The sequence below is a fragment of the Microbacterium sp. LEMMJ01 genome (assembly GCF_002114135.1).
Classification (GTDB): domain Bacteria; phylum Actinomycetota; class Actinomycetes; order Actinomycetales; family Microbacteriaceae; genus Microbacterium.
This window is the reverse complement of record NZ_NCTV01000033.1, coordinates 196,896-212,792: the sequence shown is the minus strand read 5'-3', so window position 1 is coordinate 212,792 and position 15,897 is coordinate 196,896. Positions and strand designations below refer to the sequence as shown.

Annotated in this window: 14 protein-coding genes; 4 read left to right on the top strand and 10 right to left on the bottom strand. The window is 72.7% G+C overall.

Going from position 1 to position 15,897, the window contains the following annotated elements; genetic code table 11:
- Positions 1 to 4: 4 nt before the first annotated feature.
- The 7 genes from B7W94_RS12285 to B7W94_RS12255 all read right to left on the bottom strand — a co-directional run bounded on the left by B7W94_RS12285 (position 5) and on the right by B7W94_RS12255 (position 7,930).
- On the bottom strand, positions 5 to 880 hold the full coding sequence (locus B7W94_RS12285; RefSeq protein ID WP_085606771.1) for a 3-hydroxyacyl-CoA dehydrogenase family protein: 876 nt from the start codon (positions 878 to 880) through the stop codon (positions 5 to 7).
- Entirely contained in the window at positions 877 to 1,623 is a 747-nt protein-coding gene (locus tag B7W94_RS12280; RefSeq protein WP_085606769.1) for an enoyl-CoA hydratase/isomerase family protein, read from the bottom strand. The genes B7W94_RS12285 and B7W94_RS12280 overlap by 4 nt, the downstream gene beginning before the upstream one ends.
- Positions 1,620 to 2,810, bottom strand: a complete 1,191-nt coding sequence (locus tag B7W94_RS12275; RefSeq protein ID WP_062636001.1) for a thiolase family protein — start codon at positions 2,808 to 2,810, stop codon at positions 1,620 to 1,622. Before B7W94_RS12275 ends, B7W94_RS12280 begins: the two co-directional genes overlap by 4 nt.
- Before the next feature lie 119 nt (positions 2,811 to 2,929).
- A complete protein-coding gene (locus B7W94_RS12270; protein ID WP_025103845.1) occupies positions 2,930 to 4,249 on the bottom strand; it encodes an MFS transporter in 1,320 nt (439 codons plus the stop codon).
- Between the two features lie 134 nt (positions 4,250 to 4,383).
- A complete protein-coding gene (locus tag B7W94_RS12265; protein ID WP_085606767.1) occupies positions 4,384 to 5,793 on the bottom strand; it encodes a dihydrolipoamide acetyltransferase family protein in 1,410 nt (469 codons plus the stop codon).
- A complete protein-coding gene (locus B7W94_RS12260) occupies positions 5,790 to 6,821 on the bottom strand; it encodes an alpha-ketoacid dehydrogenase subunit beta (protein WP_085606765.1) in 1,032 nt (343 codons plus the stop codon). The genes B7W94_RS12265 and B7W94_RS12260 overlap by 4 nt, the downstream gene beginning before the upstream one ends.
- Positions 6,818 to 7,930, bottom strand: coding sequence for a thiamine pyrophosphate-dependent enzyme (locus B7W94_RS12255; protein WP_085606763.1), 1,113 nt, complete (start codon positions 7,928 to 7,930; stop codon positions 6,818 to 6,820). Before B7W94_RS12255 ends, B7W94_RS12260 begins: the two co-directional genes overlap by 4 nt.
- A 150-nt stretch (positions 7,931 to 8,080) precedes the next feature.
- Between B7W94_RS12255 and B7W94_RS12250 the strand changes: the two genes are divergently transcribed.
- The 4 genes from B7W94_RS12250 (at position 8,081) to B7W94_RS12235 (ending at position 13,404) form a co-directional block, all read left to right on the top strand.
- Complete coding sequence (locus B7W94_RS12250; protein ID WP_071327392.1) at positions 8,081 to 8,518, top strand: Lrp/AsnC family transcriptional regulator; 438 nt, start codon at positions 8,081 to 8,083, stop codon at positions 8,516 to 8,518.
- Positions 8,519 to 8,770: 252 nt separating this feature from the next.
- Positions 8,771 to 10,381 carry an HNH endonuclease signature motif containing protein gene (locus tag B7W94_RS12245; protein ID WP_085606761.1) on the top strand — a complete coding sequence of 537 codons (1,611 nt, stop codon included), beginning with the start codon at positions 8,771 to 8,773 and terminating at the stop codon, positions 10,379 to 10,381.
- 48 nt (positions 10,382 to 10,429) lie between these two features.
- Positions 10,430 to 11,908, top strand: a complete 1,479-nt coding sequence (locus B7W94_RS12240) for an aldehyde dehydrogenase family protein (protein WP_253247438.1) — start codon at positions 10,430 to 10,432, stop codon at positions 11,906 to 11,908.
- Positions 11,909 to 11,910: 2 nt separating this feature from the next.
- Complete coding sequence (locus B7W94_RS12235) at positions 11,911 to 13,404, top strand: GMC family oxidoreductase (RefSeq protein ID WP_085606906.1); 1,494 nt, start codon at positions 11,911 to 11,913, stop codon at positions 13,402 to 13,404.
- A gap of 66 nt (positions 13,405 to 13,470) precedes the next feature.
- Here B7W94_RS12235 and B7W94_RS12230 read toward each other — a convergent pair whose 3' ends face one another.
- From B7W94_RS12230 to B7W94_RS12220, 3 genes are read right to left on the bottom strand one after another with little or no spacing between them, the layout of a single operon-like run.
- On the bottom strand, positions 13,471 to 13,857 hold the full coding sequence (locus B7W94_RS12230; RefSeq protein WP_139833320.1) for a DUF202 domain-containing protein: 387 nt from the start codon (positions 13,855 to 13,857) through the stop codon (positions 13,471 to 13,473).
- 13 nt (positions 13,858 to 13,870) lie between these two features.
- Positions 13,871 to 14,227 carry a YidH family protein gene (locus B7W94_RS12225; protein WP_085606759.1) on the bottom strand — a complete coding sequence of 119 codons (357 nt, stop codon included), beginning with the start codon at positions 14,225 to 14,227 and terminating at the stop codon, positions 13,871 to 13,873.
- 25 nt (positions 14,228 to 14,252) lie between these two features.
- Positions 14,253 to 15,896: an amidohydrolase gene (locus B7W94_RS12220; RefSeq protein WP_085606757.1), complete on the bottom strand. Its 1,644-nt coding sequence runs from the start codon at positions 15,894 to 15,896 to the stop codon at positions 14,253 to 14,255.
- Between the last annotated feature and the right edge of the window lies 1 nt (position 15,897).

The following is a 15,897-nucleotide window of genomic DNA, read 5'->3' as shown; positions in this document are numbered from 1 at the left end:
TTCATCAGTCGTCCCATTCGTAGAAGCCGCGTCCGCTCTTGCGGCCGAGGTGCCCCTCCGCCACGAGGCGGCGCAGCAGGGTCGGGGGTTCGAAGCGCGAGCCGAGCTGCGCCGCGAGGTACTCGGCGATGCCGAGCCGGACGTCCAGCCCGACGATGTCGGTGAGTCGGAGCGGCCCCACCGGGTGCTTGTAGCCCAGGGTCATGGCGGCGTCGATGTCGGCGGCGGAGGCGACGCCGTCCTCGAGCATCCGGATCGCCTCGAGGCCGAGGGCGACGCCCAGCCGTGACGACGCGAAACCCGGGGCGTCGGCGACGACGATGGGCGTCTTCCCCAGCGCGCGGACCCAGGAGGCGGCGTCCGCGACCAAAGTCTCCGCGGTCGCGCCGCCACGGACCACCTCCACGAGGGTCGAGGCGGGCACCGGGTTGAAGAAGTGCATCCCGAGGAAGCGCTCGGGGCGGTCGAGCATCGCCGCGAGCTCGTCGATCGAGATGGACGACGTGTTGGACGCGAGGGCCGCGTCGTCGGCGAGGTGGCGCTCGACGCGGGTGAGGGCGTCGATCTTGAGCGCCAGCTCCTCCGGGACGGCCTCGACGACGAGGGTGCAGTCCGCGAACAGGGCGGCGTCGGTCCCGGTCGCGAACCGGGCCCGGTAGGCCTCGCCCGTCTCGATCGCCGTGCCGCGGGCGAGCGAGGCGTCGATCGACCCGTGCACGCGGGCGGCGGCGGCCGCGGCGGCGGCGTCGTCCCGCTCGACCACCGTCACGGGGGCTCCGGCGAGGAGGAAGGCGTGGGCGATGCCGGCGCCCATGCGTCCACCGCCGAGCACGCCGACACGGGCCGGGGCTGCGGCTTCGGGGGAGGCGGGCGTGCTCATCGGTCTCTCCGTTCCAGGAAGGCGGTCATGCGACGGTGCTTCTCCGGGCTCTCGAACAGCGCGGCCTGCTCCTCGAGGTCGACAGCGGGGTGCTGGTCGCGCGGCGCCCGGAACACCCGCTTGGTCGCGATGGTCGCCGCGGGGTCGTTGCGGGCGATGCGGTCGGCGACCGCGTGGGCGGCGGCGAGGAGGTCGGCGACCTCGTGCAGCGAGGAGACGAGACCGATGCGGAGCGCTTCCTCGGCGTGCACCGTGCGGCCGGTCAGCAGCAGCTCGATGGCGCGGGCGTCGCCCACGATCTCCTTGAGGCGCCAGCTCGCTCCGGCGGCGGCGAGGATGCCCAGACCGGTCTCCGGGTTGCCGATCTTCAGGGTCGGCGTCGCGAGGCGGATGTCGGCGGCATACGCGAGTTCCGCGCCACCGCCGAGCGCGTAGCCGTCGATCGCGGCGATCACGGGCATCGGCAGCTCCGCGACGCGGACGAACGCGTGGGCGTTGATGCCGCGGCGGGCGTCGTCGGCGCGACGGTCCCGGAGCTCGGCGATGTCGGCGCCCGCCGCGAACACCCCGTCGGCGCCCGTGAGGATGAGCGTGCGCGGCGTCTCCTCCAGCTCGGCGCACAGCGCGTGCAGCGCGTCGATCGTGGCCTGGTCGATCGCGTTGCGCTTGTGCGGACGGTTCAGGGTCGCGACGACGCGGTCCGCGGTGCGGGTGACGAGCAGCGGCTCGTCCGCGCCGCTCACACCTTCTCCAGGATCACGGCCGCGCCCTGGCCGACGCCGACGCACATCGTGGCGAGGCCGTAGCGGGAGTCCTCGCGCTCCATGCGTCCCATCAGCGTCACGAGCAGGCGCGAGCCGGACGAGCCGAGTGGGTGCCCGAGAGCGATGGCGCCGCCGTCGGCGTTCACGCGGTCCTCATCGAGGCCCAGCCGCCGGATGCAGGCGAGCGACTGCGAGGCGAACGCCTCGTTGAGCTCCACGGCGCCGATGTCGTCGAGGGAGAGCCCCGAACGGCGCAGCGCCTTCTCCGTCGCGGGGACCGGTCCGAGTCCCATGATCTCCGGAGCCAGGGCGGCGGAGGTGCCGACGACGATCCGGGCGCGGGGCGTCAGCCCGTGGCGCTCGACGGCTTCGGCGCTCGCCACGAGCACGGCCGAGGCGCCGTCGTTGAGGGCGCTCGAGTTGCCGGCCGTGACGACCTCTCCGCCGGCCACGACGGGACGGAGGCGCGCGAGTACCTCGAGCGTGGTATCCGGGCGCGGCCCCTCGTCGACGAGCACCTCGCCGTCGCGGACCGGCACGCCGACGATCTCCGGGGCGAAGCGGCCGGCGGCGATCGCGGCGGCGGCGCGCTGCTGCGAGCGGACGGCGAAGGCGTCGGCCTCGGCGCGGGTGATGCCGTCGACCCGGGCGACCTCCTCCGCGGTCTCCGGCATCGTGAAGGTGGCCTTGTCGCGTGCGGCGAGGCGCGGGTTCGGGAAGCGCCAGCCGATCGAGGTGTCGAAGGCGGCGCCGGGCTTCGCCCACGCCTTCTCCGGCTTGGCCTGCACCCAGGGGGCGCGGGTCATGGACTCGACGCCCCCGGCGACGAGGAGATCGGCGTCGCCCGCGCGGATCGCCTGCGCGGCCATGGTGACGGCGGACATCCCGGAGGCGCACAGGCGGTTGACCGTGATGCCCGGCACGGTGTCGGGGAGGCCGGCGAGGAGCACGGCCATCCGGGCGACGTTCCGGTTGTCCTCTCCGGCCTGGTTGGCGGCGCCGAGGATGACCTCGTCCAGCTCCGTACGCGCCGGGTCGAGCCCGGCGCGGCGCACGGCCTCGCCGACGACGAGCGCCGCGAGGTCGTCGGGACGGACGGCGGAGAGGGTGCCGCCGTAGCGGCCGACCGGGGTGCGGACCCCTCCGACGAGGTAGGCCTCTGGCATGCGGATCTCCTGACTTCGTCGTCCTGGTGTGGTCCGGGAGCGGCCGGTCGTGAATTACTGACCGATCGTAAGGTAATTATGGCACAGGCGCACGGCCGGCCGCGATCCCGGACCAGGAGTCAGACGCTGAGATCCACGCCCTTCGTCTCCTTCACCAGCGAGACGCCGATGAGCGAGATGATCGACGCGACCGCGATGTAGACGCCGATCGTCCACGCGGCGTGGAACTGGTTCAGCAGCGCCTCCGCGATCATCGGTGCGAACGCGCCGCCGAGGATGGCCCCGAGGGCGTAGCCGATCGAGACGCCCGAGTAGCGCACGTTCGCGGGGAACATCTCGGCGTACAGTGCCGCCTGCGGGCCGTACGAGAGTCCGAGCGCGAACGTCATGACGAACAGGGCGACGAAGTACCAGACGATGTTCGCGGTGTCGATGAGGAACCACATCGGGATGGCCCACACCGCGAGGGCGACGTACCCGATCTGGAACGTGCGGATGCGGCCGAGGCGGTCGGACAGCGCGCCGCCCCACAGTGTGAAGATCAGCCAGCCGAACGAGGCGAGCGTGGTCGCCAGCAGCACCGGCGGGCGCTCCATGCCGAGAGCCGTGACGGCGTACGTCGCGAAGAACGCGATCAGCAGGTATCCGGCGGCGTTGTTGGCGATGAAGATGACGGCCGTGAGCACGACCTGCTTCGTGTGTGCGCGGAAGAGCTGCCCGAGCGGCGCCGAGGCCTCCTTGCGGCGGCGACGGAGGTCTTCGAACACGGGGCTCTCGTCGACCGCGCGACGGATGACGTAGCCGACCGCGATGAGCACGATCGAGAGCAGGAACGGGATGCGCCAGCCCCATTCGAGGAAGGCCTCGGGGGACATCGAGCTCGTGAGGGCCCAGAGGGTGAAGGTGGCGAGGATCATGCCGACCGGCACGCCGATCTGCGGGAACGCGCCGAACAGGCCGCGTCGCGCCGTCGGTGCGTGCTCGACGGCCATGAGGGCTGCGCCGCCCCATTCGCCGCCGGCCGAGAAGCCCTGCAGGATGCGCAGGAGGATCAGGAGGATCGGGGCGGCGACGCCGATGGCGGCGTACGTGGGCAGCAGACCGATGAGGGAGGTGGACAGCCCCATCATCACGAGGGTGAAGACGAGCATCTTCTTCCGGCCGAGCTTGTCGCCGAGGTGTCCGGCGACGATCGCGCCGAGTGGGCGGAACAGGAACGAGATGCCGATGGTCGCGAAGGAGAGCACCTGGGCGAGCCCGGGGCTCGACTCCGCGATGGGGGCGAGGAAGAGCGGGGCGAGCACGAGGCCCGCCGCCTGGGCGTAGATGAAGAAGTCGTACCATTCGATCGACGTCCCCACGAGGGTGCCGGCGAGGACGCGCCGCTCCTCGGCGGGCATCCTTCCGGTCGACGAGGCGGCTGCGGTGGCTGAGGTCATGCGAACTCCGTTGTTCTGCGAGGGGGAGCGCCGACGCGGGTACGTCGGCGATGACTTACCGAATGATCGGTCAGTAATCGCCGAGCGTAGCGTATCGGCGCTCCGCCCACGAGGGTTCGCGGGCCGGGTCGAGCTCAGACCCGCCCGAAGGCGCGGAGCGGATGCTCGATGAGCTCCACCACGCGGCGGAGGAATCCGGCCGCATACCCGCCGTCGCAGACGCGGTGGTCGAACACGAGCGAGAGCTGGACGATGCGACGCGGCACGATCGCCCCGTCCACGACCCAGGGTCGCTCGATGATCCGGCCGATGCCGAGGATCGCGACGTCGGGGTGATTGATGATCGCCGCGGAGCCGTCGACGCCGAGCCCGCCGTAGTTGTTGAGCGTGAAGGTCGATCCGCGGAGCCGCTCGGGCGGGAGCGTGCCGGCGCGCGCGGTGGCCGCGAGCTCGCGCAGGGCGGCGTCGAGGTCGGCGACCGTGAGCCGGTGCGCGTGCGGGACGACCGGGACGAGGAGGCCGCGTTCGGTGTCGGCCGCGACGCCGAGGTTCACGCCGTCGAACGAGATCAACTCGGAGCCGTCGTCGCTGAGCCGCGAGGCGAGGACCGGGTAGTCCTCCAGTGCGAGCAGCACGAACCGCGCGAGGAGCGCCGTGATCGACGGGGCCTTCGCGCCCTCGGGAGCCATCCGCCCGCGGAGGTCCCAGAGCTCGGTGGCGTCGACGTCGACCCACACGGTGGCCTCGGGGATCTCCGAGCGGCTCTGGGCGAGCCGGGCGCTCACGGTACGGCGCAGCGGGGACAGGCGCTCGCGGCTGCGGACCGGGAGGCCGTCGATCTCGCCGGTGGGAGCGGTCGCGGAGGTCGGCGCCGGGGCCGCGGCGACGCCGTCCACCGCATGGTCCACGGCGGCGCGCAGCACGTCGGCGCGCGTGATCGCCCCGTCCGCTCCGGTGGGGGAGATCGCGTGCACGTCGAGGCCCAGATCCCGGGCGAGGCGCCGCACGAGTGGCGACCGCACGGCGACCGGCGCGGGTCGCGCGGCGTCGCGGGGGGCCGGTGCGGGCGACTCCGGAGCGGTCGCGGCGGGTGCGGGTGCTGTCGAGGCGGGCGCCCGTGTGGGGCGTGGCGCCGCGGGGCGCCGTCGCCGACCCGTCGAGGCGGACGCGGAGGTGCCGTACCCGATGAGGACGTTGCCCGACCCCGCCCGCTCCTCCTGCCGGTACGCCTCGTGCTCGGGCTGCGCGGCGGGGGCCTGCCGCGCGGACGCGGTCTCCTCGCTGCCGGGGTCGGCGACCTCCAGCACCGGGGCGCCGACGTCGATGGTGTCGCCGGGCGTGCCGTGCAGCGCCGTCACGACACCCGCGAACGGCGAGGGCAGTTCGACGACGCTCTTCGCGGTCTCGACCTCGGCGATGGCCTGGTCGGTCGCGATCGTGTCGCCGACAGCCACGAGCCACTGCACGAGGCCGGCCTCGGTGAGTCCCTCGCCGAGGTCGGGGAGGCGGAACACACGGGTCGCGGTCTTCACCGGGGTGCTCATGCCTCGTCCTCCCAGTGCAGCGTGTCGATCGCGTCGAGCACCCGATCGACGTCCGGCAGGTACCAGTGCTCGAACTTCGGCGGCGCGTAGGGGGTGTCGAAACCGGTCACCCGCCGCACGGGGGCCTCCAGGTACTCGAAGCAGCGCTCGAACACCCGGGCCTGGATCTCGGAGGCGACGCTGACGAATCCCGGGGCCTCGGCGATCACGACCGCGCGTCCCGTGGACCGCACCGCCGCGGTGACCGTCTCGTCGTCGAAGGGGGAGATGGAGCGCACGTCGACCACCTGCACGCTGCGCCCTTCGCCCGCGGCGACCTCCGCCGCCTCCAGCGCGAGCGGCACGGAGGCTCCGTACGCGAGGAGGGTCACGTCGGTGCCCTCCCTGGCGATGCGCGCCGCGCCGATCTCCGCCGTCACCGCGGTGTCGACCTCGCCCTTCGACCAGTAGAGCTTCTTGGGCTCGAGGAAGACCACCGGGTCCGGCGAGGCGATGGCCGCGCGGAGCAGCGAGTAGGCGTCCTGCGGGGTGGACGGACTCACGACGGTGAGGCCGGGCGTGTGCGCGTAGTACGCCTCGGACGAGTCGCAGTGGTGCTCCACGCCCCCGATGCCGCCGCCGAACGGGATGCGGATCACGAGCGGCATGCGCATCCCGCCGCGGGTGCGATTGCCGAGCTTCGCGACGTGGCTGACGATCTGCTCGAACGCGGGGAGGGCGAAGGCGTCGAACTGCATCTCGACCACGGGGCGCATCCCGTTCATCGCCATGCCGACGGCGGTGCCGATGATGCCGGACTCCGCGAGCGGGGTGTCGAAGCAGCGGTCCTCGCCGAAGCGGGCGGTGAGTCCGTCCGTGATGCGGAAGACGCCGCCGAGGGCTCCCACATCCTCTCCGAACACGACCACGTCAGGGTCGGCGGCGAGGGCGTCGGCGAGGGCGCGGTTGAGAGCGGCGGCCATGGTCATGGTCGTGGTGGTGCCGGCGTCCGACGGGGCGACGGACGTCTCGTGCTCGGCGATGGTCATCGGGGGCCTCCGGTCGTCATCGTCTCGGCGGGGTGGGAGCGGGCGATCTCGTCCCGGAGGAGCTGCCACTGCTCCTTACGCTGCGGCGAGCGGGTCGCGGTCACGAAGCGGAAGAGGTCTTCCGGGTCGAGCTCCGCATCGGTGTTCAAGGCGGCGCGCATGGCGGCGGCGATCTCCTCCGCGCCCGCGGCGAAGCGCGACTCGGCCTCGTCGTCCAGCGTCCCCGTCGCGGTGAGGTGCGCGCGCAGGCGGAGCAGCGGATCGCGGGCGAGCCAGGCCTGCACCTCCTCGCGTTCGCGATAGCGGGTGTCGTCGTCGGCGTTGGTGTGCGCCTGCATGCGGTAGGTGTGGGCCTCGACGAGAGAGGGGCCGCCGCCGGCGCGGGCGCGGTCGACGGCTTCGGTGAGCACCGCGAGGACCGCGGCCACGTCGTTGCCGTCGACGCGCTGTCCCGGCATGCCGTAGCCGACCGCCTTGTGGGCCAAGGAGGGCGCGGCGGTCTGCCGGGAGAGGGGGACCGAGATCGCGAACTCGTTGTTCTGCACGAAGAACACGACGGGGACGTGGAACACCGCCGCGAAGTTCATCGCCTCGTGGAAGTCGCCCTCGCTCGTCGCGCCGTCGCCGCAGAGCGCGAGCACCACGGTGTCCTCGGCGCGGTGCTTCGCCGCCTGCGCGAAGCCGACCGCGTGCAGCAGTTGGGTCGCGAGCGGGGTGGCCTGCGGGGCGACGCGGTGCGCACGCACGTCGTAGCCGGAGTGCCAGTCGCCCTTGAGGAGCACCATCGCCTCCGCGGGAGCGACGCCGCGGGCGATCACGGCGACCGAGTCGCGGTACGTGGGGAAGAGCCAGTCGGTGTCGCCGAGCACCATCGCCGCGGCCACCTGGCAGGCCTCCTGCCCGTGCGACGAGGGGTAGACCGCGAGGCGTCCCTGGCGCACGAGCGCGCCGGCCTGATCGTTGATGCGGCGGCCTTCGACGAGGCCGCGGTAGGCCGCCAGCAGGACGTCCGCGGCGGGGAGCGCGTAGGTCTCGTCGGGGAGGGTGGTCCCGTCCTCGGCGATCAGTCGTACCGCGGTGTCCCGCGGGAGCATGTCGTGGGGGTGCATCCGTCCGCCTTCCTTGCCGAACTCGATGAGGACAGCATGCCGCGCGTGTGACAGTCATCCAAGATCCGTCGCGGGATCGTGGACGATTGCTCGCGACGTGCCACAATGGCTTCCGAAATGTCAGGATTTCCCGGATGGGAGAGGGGTGCCATGGCGGCGCTGGACGAGACGGATCGCGCGATCCTCGCGGAGCTGCGGCGGGATGCGCGGGCGTCCATGACCGCGATCGCCGAGGCGGTGCACATCTCCCGCGCGGGGGCGCATGCCCGCATCAAGCGCCTCACCGACGCCGGGGTGATCACGGGGTACACCGTGCGCACCGACCCCGTGCTGCTGGGGCATCACGCGAGCGCGTACGTGACCCTCGCGATCGAGCAGGCCACGTGGCAGGAGGTGAGCGCGCGGCTCCGGGCGATCCCGGAGATCGAGCACATGGCGCTCGTCGGCGGCGACTTCGACGTGCTGCTGCTCGTGCGCGCCAACGACGCCCGCGACCTGCGCCGCATCGTGCTGGAGGACATCCAGGCGATCCCGTCGATCCGCTCGACTCGGACGATCCTGATCTTCGAGGACTTCGACCGGGCGTGACGGTTGTGTCCTGCGACGGGGGTCGTTGGGTGCGACGGGCGTCGGTGCCGCGGGTCGTGGGTGGGGTGCGGGGGTCGTGCCGGGAAGCGGCGGATTTCGGCGGCGGCATGTTGTGCGGATGGTGTTGTGATGTGGAGGGTTGATCACGGGTCTGTTCGTGTGCAGGAGGAGTCCTTCGCGCGTACTGGAATATCACTCTGAACAGGGGTAATCGGGCCTCGCAATGTCGGTGGCCCTCTGTTGAATCGTCGTATGGAAAGCACCCCGGCAGCGGTTCTCGACGACACGGTCGTCGCACTCGACGTTGTGCTGCAATCCGGCACCGTGGGCGCTCTCGATGCCGGGGCGATGATGGACCTGCTGCGGGTCGCGGGCGAGATCCAGCGACGCGTGGAGGCCGTGATCGTGGAGGCGGTCGCGAGCGTCGATCCGCGTCCGGCGGGGTCGGGGGAGCCGGCCTTCTGCGGAGGGTTCGGCTGTCGCTCGATGAACGAGCTGCTGCAGCGTGTGCTCCGCACCGACGGCGCGTCCGCCGCGCGCCTCGTGAAGAGCGCGCGGTTGGTGCGACGCGAGGTCGACCTGTCCTCCGGGGAGTGGCTGCCGGCGCGGTGGCCGGCGCTGCGCGAGGCCCTCCTCGACGGGGCGCTCGGCGTGACCGGGTTGCTGGCCGCGACCGGGCCGATCGAGCAGGCCGGCCCTCGCGTGCGCCTCGCCGACCGCTGGGAGGCGGACGCGTATCTCGCGGACGTCGCTCGTGGCGAGGAGAGTTGCGACGACGAGAGCAGTTATGACGTCCAGAACACTGATGATGACGAGAACAAGTCCGGTCCGGCGCCGACGCCCGAAGATCTGCGGGTGCGGGCGCAGCTCATCGTGCAGTACCTCGACCCCGACGGCGCGGAGCCTGCGGAAGACATCGCGCTTCGAGCGCGGGGTGTGGTGCTGGGGCGCGCCAAGGACGGCGTGATCCCGGTCCGGGGCGCACTGCTGCCCGAGGTCGCGGGGCAGCTGCAGCGGATCTGGGACGCGTATCTGAACCCGAAGGTCGACGGTCCGCCGCTTCCCGGCGTCCACTTCGTGCCGTCCGCGGAACTCGCGGATGCCGAGCGGCGGGACGCGGCGGTGTCCCCGGACGACGATGGGCTCCCGGCCGGCGACCCCGGCGGGATGGTCGACGGGCGCACGCGGGCACAGAAGCAGCACGACGCGCTCGCGGCGGCCCTGGGGATCGCAGCCCGGCACGACGACATGCCACGGCTGGGCGGTGCCGCCCCGACACTCGTGGTGACGGTCGGCGCCGAGGACTATGCCACGGGGCGCGGCTGGGCTCGGGTCGAGGGCGCCGAGACGCCGGTGTCGACGCGGGTGGCCGCACATACGGCGTGCGGAGGGACGGTCCAGCGGGTCGTGCTCGGGGCCGGCGGGAGGATCGTCGGGCTCGGGTCGAGCGACCGGATCTTCACCCCCGCGCAGCGCCGGGCGATCGGCGTGCGGGACGGTGAGTGCCTGATCCCCGGGTGTCACGTCCCCGCCGCTTGGTGCGAGATCCACCACGTCACGGAGCACGCGCACGGGGGTCCGACGCACACCGACAACGGGGTCGCGCTGTGCTGGCACCACCACCGCACCCTGGACACCTCGGGGTGGCAGATCCGCATGCGAGAGGGAGTGCCGCAGGTGCGAGGGCCGGCGTGGTGGGATCCGAGGCGACGATGGCGCACGCCGCGCCCGGCGCTTCCCGGCTTCACGGACCGGACGGGGGCCGATTCGCTCACGCGGACGGCTCGGGAGCGCATCCTTCGCGCGGGGACATCTCCGGCGCGCTCCGCGACAAGTGCGGCGGGAAGGGCCGACCGAGAATGAGAAGAAGACCGGCGTCCGCGCCGTGACCCGCTCGAAGGAGAGACACCGATGTCCGATTCCGCCGTTCCCGTAGCCGTCGACCACGGACCAGCCGATTCCGCGGCCTCCGCCGCCGCTGCGCTGCTCGACCGCATCCAGGCCCCGCAGGGCGAGGGGCGCGAGATCCCCGATGCCGCGACGCGGGAGGTCATCGGACGCGCTCCCGTGGCCACGGTCGCCGACCTCGACGACGCCATCGCCCGTGCGAAGGCCGCGCAGCCCGCGTGGGAGGCGCTCGGACACGAGAAGCGGAGCGCGCTCCTCCTGGCCGCGGCCGACGCCATCGACGCGAACGCGGAAGGGCTCGCCTACCTCCTGTCGCGGGAGCAGGGCAAGCCGCTGAACGGTCCCAACGCGCGGTTCGAGCTCGGCGCCTGCTCGGCCTGGCTGCGCACCAACGCCACCACCGTCCTGGAGCCGCAGGTGCTCGTCGACGACGAGACGCTGCACGCCGAGCTCGTCTACAAGGCGGCCGGTGTGGTCGGGGCCATCGGGCCGTGGAACTGGCCGCTCATGATCACCATCTGGCAGATCGGCCCGTCGCTGCGCATGGGCAACACGGTCGTCGCGAAGCCCAGCGAGTACACGCCGCTGAGCGTGCTGGCGATGCTCGCCGTGATGAACGACGTGCTGCCCGCCGACGTCCTCATCGGGGTCTCCGGCGACCGCGAGGTGGGCGCCCGCCTCGCCTCGCACCCCGACATCGCCAAGATCATGTTCACCGGCTCCACCGCGACCGGGCGCCGCATCATCGAGAGCTCCGCGGGCAACCTCGCCCGCCTCACGCTGGAGCTGGGCGGCAACGACGCGGGCATCGTGCTCCCCGGCACCGATCCCTCCGCGATCGCGGAAGACCTCTTCTGGGGTGCGTTCATCAACACCGGACAGACCTGCGCCGCCATGAAGCGCCTCTACGTGCACGACTCCGTGTACGACGAGGTCGTGGACGCGCTCGCCGCGATCGCCGCGCAGGTGCCGATGGGCAACGGGCTCGACGAGGCCAACGTGCTCGGGCCGCTGCAGAACCGGCCGCAGTTCGACATCGTCAGTCGCCTCGTCGACGATGCGCGGAGCCGCGGCGCCCGGATCGTCACCGGTGGCGAGCCGGCCGCCGAGCTCGGCGAGCTGTTCTACCGGCCCACCATCGTCGCCGACATCGACAACGACGCGGCGCTCGTGCAGGAGGAGCAGTTCGGTCCCGCGCTCCCCGTCATCCGGTACAGCGACGTCGACGAGGCCTTCGCGCTCGCGAACGCCCTCGACGTGGGTCTCGGCGCGTCGGTGTGGGCGAGCGACCCGGAGGAGGCCCGCGCCGTCGCTGCGCGCATGCAGTCCGGCACGGTGTGGATCAACTCGCACGGCGGGCTGCACCCGATGGTGCCGTTCGGCGGCGTGAAGAGCTCGGGCTACGGGCTGGAGTTCGGCGTCGAGGGGCTCAAGTCCGTCGCCGTCACCCAGGTCGTCTCCGGACCCGGCCGGAAGGCGTGAACGTGGCCGTGGCGAACAGTGGCGCGGGTGTGCGCTCCGCGATCGTCGTCGGTGCCGGCACGTCGGGAGCCATCGTCGCGCGGCGTCTCACCGACGCCGGTGTCGCGGTGACGCTCGTCGAGGCGGGCGGCTACGACACGAACCCGGCCATCCACGACCCCGCGCGGGCGGGTGAACTCTGGCACTCCGCCGAGGACTGGGACTTCTTCACCGTGCCGCAGCCGCACGCGGCAGGTCGTCGGCTGCATCTTCCTCGCGGCAAGGTCACCGGTGGGTCGCACGCGCTGAACGCCATGATCTGGGTGCGCGGCGCGGCCTCCGACTACGACGCGTGGGAGGCGGCCGGCGCGACCGGATGGGGCTGGGCCGAGGTCGAGCCGATCTACGATGCGATCGAGAACGACCTGCTGCCCGTGACCGACGACTACGCGCTCGCACCCATCCAGGCCTCGATCATCGACGCCGCCGTCGAGGAGGGGCTGCCGCGCAACCCGAACTACAACGGGGGCACGCTCGACGGGGTCTCGCAGGAGCAGGTCACGATCACGGACGGCCGCCGCGTCAACACCTGGACCGCCTATGCGCAGCCCGTCGCCGACCGGATGACGATCCTCACCGGTCGCGCCGTCCACTCCGTGATCGTGCGCGACGGTCGTGCGGTCGGCATCCGGCTGGGGGAGGGCGACGACGCCGAGGAGGTGCTCGCCGACCAGGTCATCCTCTCGGCGGGAGCACTCGGCACTCCTGTCATCCTGCTGCGCTCGGGCATCGGTCCCGCCGCTGAGCTGAGTGCCCTCGGCATCCCCGTCGTGCACGACGCCCCCGCCGTGGGCAAGAACCTGCACGACCACCTCCTGTCGCCGGTGATCTTCGCGACGGAGAAGAAGCCCGTCGGCCCGCCGCAGCCGGGGGTCTCCGTCACGCAGAGCCACCTGTTCTGGCGCAGCCGCGACGGCCTCGCGCAGCCGGACACGCAGCCCATCCACTTTTCCGTCCCGATGTGGGGAGAGCTCGAGCCGAAGGGTATCGACGGGTTCACGCTCATGGCGGGCCTGGTGACGCCGTACAGCCGCGGCGAGCTGCGCCTCACCGGTCCCGGCCTCGACGACCTGCCGCACATCGACCTGGCAGCGCTGGAGGATCACCGGGACGTCGATGCCCTGGCCGCCTCGGTGCGCCAGTGCCGTCGCATCGGCACGCAGCCCGCGCTCGCCGAGGAGTGGGGTGCGGTCGAGGTCTACCCCGGGCCGGACGTGGCGGACGACGACGTGGAGGAGTGGGTGCGCCGCACCGCCATCACCTACCACCACCAGGTCGGCACCTGTCGCATGGGCTCCGACCCGGAGTCGGTGGTCGATCCGCAGCTCCGGGTGCGCGGGATCGAGGGGCTCCGGGTGATCGACGCCTCGGTCATGCCGACCGTGCCCACCGGCAACACCAACGCGCCCGCGGCCATGATCGGCGAACGCGGCGCGCGGTTCCTCCTCGCGGACTGAGGGAGGGCGGCGAGGGGACGCGGGGCGATCACGGCATCTGTCGCGTTCGCCCCGCGCTCCGGCGTGTCAGCGCGTGAGCAGCGTCAGCGCCACGAGCGCGAGGGCGACGAGACCGAAGCCGGTCGCGAACACCGTCAGCGCGAGCGGGAGTGCGCCGCCCGGCAGCGGCCCGCGCGCCCGAGCGGTGAGCACCGCGGTCGTCCGGCGCTGCCGATGGCGAGCGGCGATCCAGAGCAGCGCCGCCGTGCCGACGCCCAGCACGCCCGGGACGAGGCCCCACCCCTCGGCGCCGCTCGGCAGCACGAGGGGGAAGACCCGCAGCGACAGCAGCGAGCCGACCGCGATCGCGAGGGCCGTGCGCCGCCAGGCCAGCTCCGTGCGCTCCGGCTGCAGCCCGGGGTCGTACAGATCGGGCGCCGAGGTGTCGGGCGCGGGAGTATCGGGGGCGGTCATCGGCAGGGCTCCGTCAGCGCCACAGCACCCCGGCGAGGACGAGCAGCCCCGTCGTCACGACGACCACGGCGAGCACCACCGCCGACAGCGCGCCCGGCAGGGGCCGTCCCTGCCGCAGGGCGCGCTCGGCCCGCATCCACTCGAACCAGGCGAGCGGCGCCACGGCCGTGCCGGCGATGATCAGCAGCAGCGATGCGGCCAGGCGGAAGCCCGGGTGCAGATCGAGCCCGAGGACCTCGAGCGCGACGCCGCCCGCGATCAGCGCCAGGCCGGTGCGGGTCCAGGCCAGGAACGTGCGCTCGTTGGCGAGGGAGAACCGGGGATCGGGCTCGTCCCCGACCCGGTAGACGGAGGCGGGGAAGCGGCGCATGCGCCCATCGTACGGCGCGTCGTGTTCAGCGCTCGTGCACCGTGCGCCCGGCGAACCACGTCGAGACGACCTCGGTGTGCACGATCTCCTCCGCCGGTCCGCCGATCGCATCCCGTTCCAGGATCACGAAGTCGGCGGACTTGCCGGGGGTCAGGGAACCGGTCTCCGCGCCGAGCCCCATCGCCGTCGCGGCGTTGATCGTGAAGACCTCCAGCGCCTCCTCGGCGGAGATCGCTTGTTCCGGCCACAGTGTGCCCGCGGCCCGACCGAGCGGATCGGCGCGTGTCACCAGCCCCTGCAGGCCCTCGAGCGTGTTCGGCGACTCGCTCACCGGCCAGTCCGAGCCGCCGGCCACGAGGGCCCCGGCGTCGAGGAGGGCACGGTTGGGCTGGGAGTGCTCGGCACGCTCTCCCAGCACGTCCGCCAGCGCCTGGGGGATGACGCCCGGGTACCAGATGAACGGGGAGATGTCGGCGGAGACGTCGAGCGCCGCGAGCCGGGGGATGTCGCTCTCCGCGAGGAACTGCCCGTGCGCGATCTGCGCCGGCGTCGTGAAGCCCTCCCCGCGCAGGCGCTCGGCGGCATCGAGCACGAGCCGTGCCGACCCGTCGCCGGTGCAGTGCACCTTGGCCCCGAGACCGCGGGCGGCGACGGCCCGGAGCCAGTCGGTGAGCTCGTCGAGGGTCATGGTCGTCTCGCCATGGAAGTGCGCCCCGTGCACCGGGTCCGCCGGATACGGGTCGAGGAAGGAGGCGGTGCGGGCGGGCGGCACGCCGTCGAGGAAGATCTTCACGAAGTCCGGGCGATGGTGCGGCGTGCGGAACTCCTCGCCCCGGTCGAGGAGGGGAGCGCCGATGGGGTCGAACCCGAAGATCTCGTCGTTGATGAGGAGCGAGGAGACGACCCAGGCGTGCAGCTCGTCGGCGCGGTCGAGCCCGGCGAGCGCGGTGAGGATGTCGACGGAGACCCCCGCGTCCTGGAACGCCGTGATCCCGAACGAGTTCAGCAGCTCGATGCCGCGGCGCGACGCGGCGGCGTGCTGCTCCGGGGTGAGTCCGCCGCTGCGGTCGTACGCCTCCTGCACCGGGATGCCCGCGGCCTCCAGGAGCACCCCGGTGGGGGTGCCGTCGTCGGGGTCGAGCACCGTCACCCCGGAGGTCGGGATGCTGTCGGCCGTGATGCCGGCGAGCTCCAGGGCCCGGGTGCTGGCCCAGCGGTTGTGCCGGGAGTCCTCCATGAGCGCCACCGGCCGTCCGCCCGCCGCCACGTCCAGCCGGCGCCGCGTGGCGGTGTTCGCCAGCGTCGGGAGCAGGGTCGTGGCCACGGCGCCGCCGACGATCCAGGCGTCCTCGGGCAGGGTCTTCGCCTTCTCCCGCACCCGGTCGAGGATCTCGTCGAGCGTGAGGGAGGGGGCGAGCGACAGTTCGAAGAGCTCGGTCCGTCCGGCGAGCGCGTGGTGGTTGTGCACGTCCACGAAGCCGGGGTAGACGGCCGCGTCGCCGACCTCGACGACCCGCGTGCGGCGGCCCCGGAACGCCTCCACGTCGGCGCGGTCGCCGACGGCGAAGATCCGTCCGTCGCGCACGGCGAAGGCCTCGGCGCGCGGACGGGCGCGGTCGGACGTGCGGATCACGGAGCCGGTGACGAGGAGGTCGGCGACGTCGGTCATG

Coding starts and splice junctions, on each gene's coding strand:
- B7W94_RS12220 (WP_085606757.1), bottom strand. CDS start 15,896: ATGACCGACGTCGCCGACCTCCTCGTCACCGGCTCCGTGATCCGCACG.
- B7W94_RS12275 (WP_062636001.1), bottom strand. CDS start 2,810: ATGCCAGAGGCCTACCTCGTCGGAGGGGTCCGCACCCCGGTCGGCCGC.
- B7W94_RS12265 (WP_085606767.1), bottom strand. CDS start 5,793: ATGAGCACCCCGGTGAAGACCGCGACCCGTGTGTTCCGCCTCCCCGAC.
- B7W94_RS12260 (WP_085606765.1), bottom strand. CDS start 6,821: ATGACCATCGCCGAGCACGAGACGTCCGTCGCCCCGTCGGACGCCGGC.
- B7W94_RS12225 (WP_085606759.1), bottom strand. CDS start 14,227: ATGCGCCGCTTCCCCGCCTCCGTCTACCGGGTCGGGGACGAGCCCGAT.
- B7W94_RS12230 (WP_139833320.1), bottom strand. CDS start 13,857: ATGACCGCCCCCGATACTCCCGCGCCCGACACCTCGGCGCCCGATCTG.
- B7W94_RS12285 (WP_085606771.1), bottom strand. CDS start 880: ATGAGCACGCCCGCCTCCCCCGAAGCCGCAGCCCCGGCCCGTGTCGGC.
- B7W94_RS12250 (WP_071327392.1), top strand. CDS start 8,081: ATGGCGGCGCTGGACGAGACGGATCGCGCGATCCTCGCGGAGCTGCGG.
- B7W94_RS12255 (WP_085606763.1), bottom strand. CDS start 7,930: ATGCACCCCCACGACATGCTCCCGCGGGACACCGCGGTACGACTGATC.
- B7W94_RS12270 (WP_025103845.1), bottom strand. CDS start 4,249: ATGACCTCAGCCACCGCAGCCGCCTCGTCGACCGGAAGGATGCCCGCC.
- B7W94_RS12240 (WP_253247438.1), top strand. CDS start 10,430: ATGTCCGATTCCGCCGTTCCCGTAGCCGTCGACCACGGACCAGCCGAT.
- B7W94_RS12245 (WP_085606761.1), top strand. CDS start 8,771: ATGGAAAGCACCCCGGCAGCGGTTCTCGACGACACGGTCGTCGCACTC.